The 1,874-nt window shown below is 73.7% G+C and carries 1 protein-coding gene; it reads right to left on the bottom strand.

The genetic code is table 11. The annotated features are described in order from the left end of the window. Positions 1 to 537 precede the first annotated feature (537 nt). A partial coding sequence (locus ACXJKG_RS20885) for a type IV toxin-antitoxin system AbiEi family antitoxin domain-containing protein (protein ID WP_456847635.1) occupies positions 538 to 1,874 on the bottom strand: 1,337 nt, incomplete at its 5' end.

The raw sequence follows: 1,874 nt of genomic DNA on the forward strand, positions 1-1,874 counted from the left end.
GGCCTGCGCGACCAGCCGCCTCGCGGCCCGGCGGCCCGGTGGGTTCGACCGCCGCGGCTCCCCTCGTCCTGTCCCGATCACCTGCTGGCACTCTGCGTGCGCGCTCGACAGACCCGCGGTCGGACGGTGGCCGACCCGCGTCGCCAGGAGCCGTGCGCCGCCGGTCATCGCGACCGCGGTCGCCCGTCGCCGAGGGCGATCGCGCGACGCCCCGTTCGACCGACCCGCGGTCGCCGAGCGCCCGATCCAGTCGCCACCGCGCTCGTCCGTCGCCGACGGCGGTCGCCCGACGCCGACGGCGGTCGTCCGACCACCGCGTTCGCGGGCGTCGAACCGCGTTCGCGTACGAGAGACCGCGCTGGACTCAGCGGCGACTCGCACCACGGGCAACACGGGAAGGCCGATCGCGCGGACCACCGACGCCCTCCGACGGCTCGGGGCTCCCCGGCGCCGCAGTCCTTCAGTGCCCGTGCCGGCAGCACGATCTCGCCGACTGGTCGTCCCGGCACAGCAAAATCAGGTCAGGACGGCGGGGCCTCAGCGCACGCCCCCGGCCCGCAGCATCGCGACCATCGGCCCGCCCGCCCACGCGTCGGACCAGGTCCAGCGGACCACGCCGACGCCCACGGAACGGATCCGATCCTCACGCTGCTTCTCCTGCCACAGCCGGTCCGCCGCGACCCGAGGATCCTCGCCCGTCGCGACGCCGTACTTCTGGCGACCGTCGAACTCGCCGACGACGCCGAGACTCGGCCACCAGAAGTCGACACGACCGACCAGACCGCGACTGTCGTGGACTTCGTGCTGGAGCACCGGAGTTGGCACACCGAGCTGGAACATCCGCACGCGGCTGAGCGACTCCCCCACCGACTCCGACGCCGGCGACGCGAACCCGACGGTTGCCCGAGCGTCACGAACTCCTCGGGCGCCGTCCAGCATGCCGACCTCGCGCGTCAGCTCCGCGGACGTGGTCATCGACTCACGCAAGGCGTGATCCGCAGCGCACACGCCCGCGAGGAATCCACCGCCGCGGGCGAGGTCGACGACCGTCCGAGCGACTGTCGTCACCCGTAGCCCCTCGACCTCGATTCCGTCCTCGGCCGCAGCCGAGCCGTGCCGGACGACGCCGTGACGCGTCCGTCCACCGCCGGTCGGGGCATGGGTGACGTGGACGCTCGAACCTCGGCGCCCGACCATCGGAAGGTTCCACACGGCCGCAGCGGACCAGTGGGACAACGTCGCCGTCCTGAGGCCTCGCGCGGCGGCGACGACGACGAGTCGGTATCGCTCGTCGGCGGTCATCGACTTCCATGTGTCGGCGCCGATGTACCAGCCGCGACGAACACGAACCAGCTCCCCGCGCCTGCACGCGTCCGCGAGCTGCCCGCGGTCCCGGCCGACGCGTGTCTCGCGTCCGCCTTCGACGCGGATCAGCCCCGCGACGGTCAGTGGGTGATCGGTTCGCATCGCAGCACGATAGGAACCCCGGCTGCGCCCCCGCCGACGTTCTCCACAGGCGATGACGCGACGGCTGACTCGCGAACGCCGACGTTCCTCGCCGAGCGCGGACCTGTGTCGCCGAACGCGGCCGCCCGACGACAGCGCGCGGCGCGGAAGGGGCGCGCTCGGCGAGGAAGTAGCGCACCCGGCAACGAAGTGGCGCGTTCGGCGACGAATGGGCGCGGTCGCCGGCAGGTGCGCGCGGTGGAACGAGTGGCCCGAACGACGGGCGCGGCTGGTGGTTCTCGAACGCCTCCCTGCGTCACCGAGCGCGGTCGCCCGGCGACAGCCGTCGGCGACGGGAGGTAGCGCTCGGCGACCAACGGCCGCGGACGGCGAGCCGAGCGGGCAGACGGGGGTGCGCTGCGGGGCGC

This window comes from Cellulomonas sp. P5_C6, assembly GCF_054049635.1.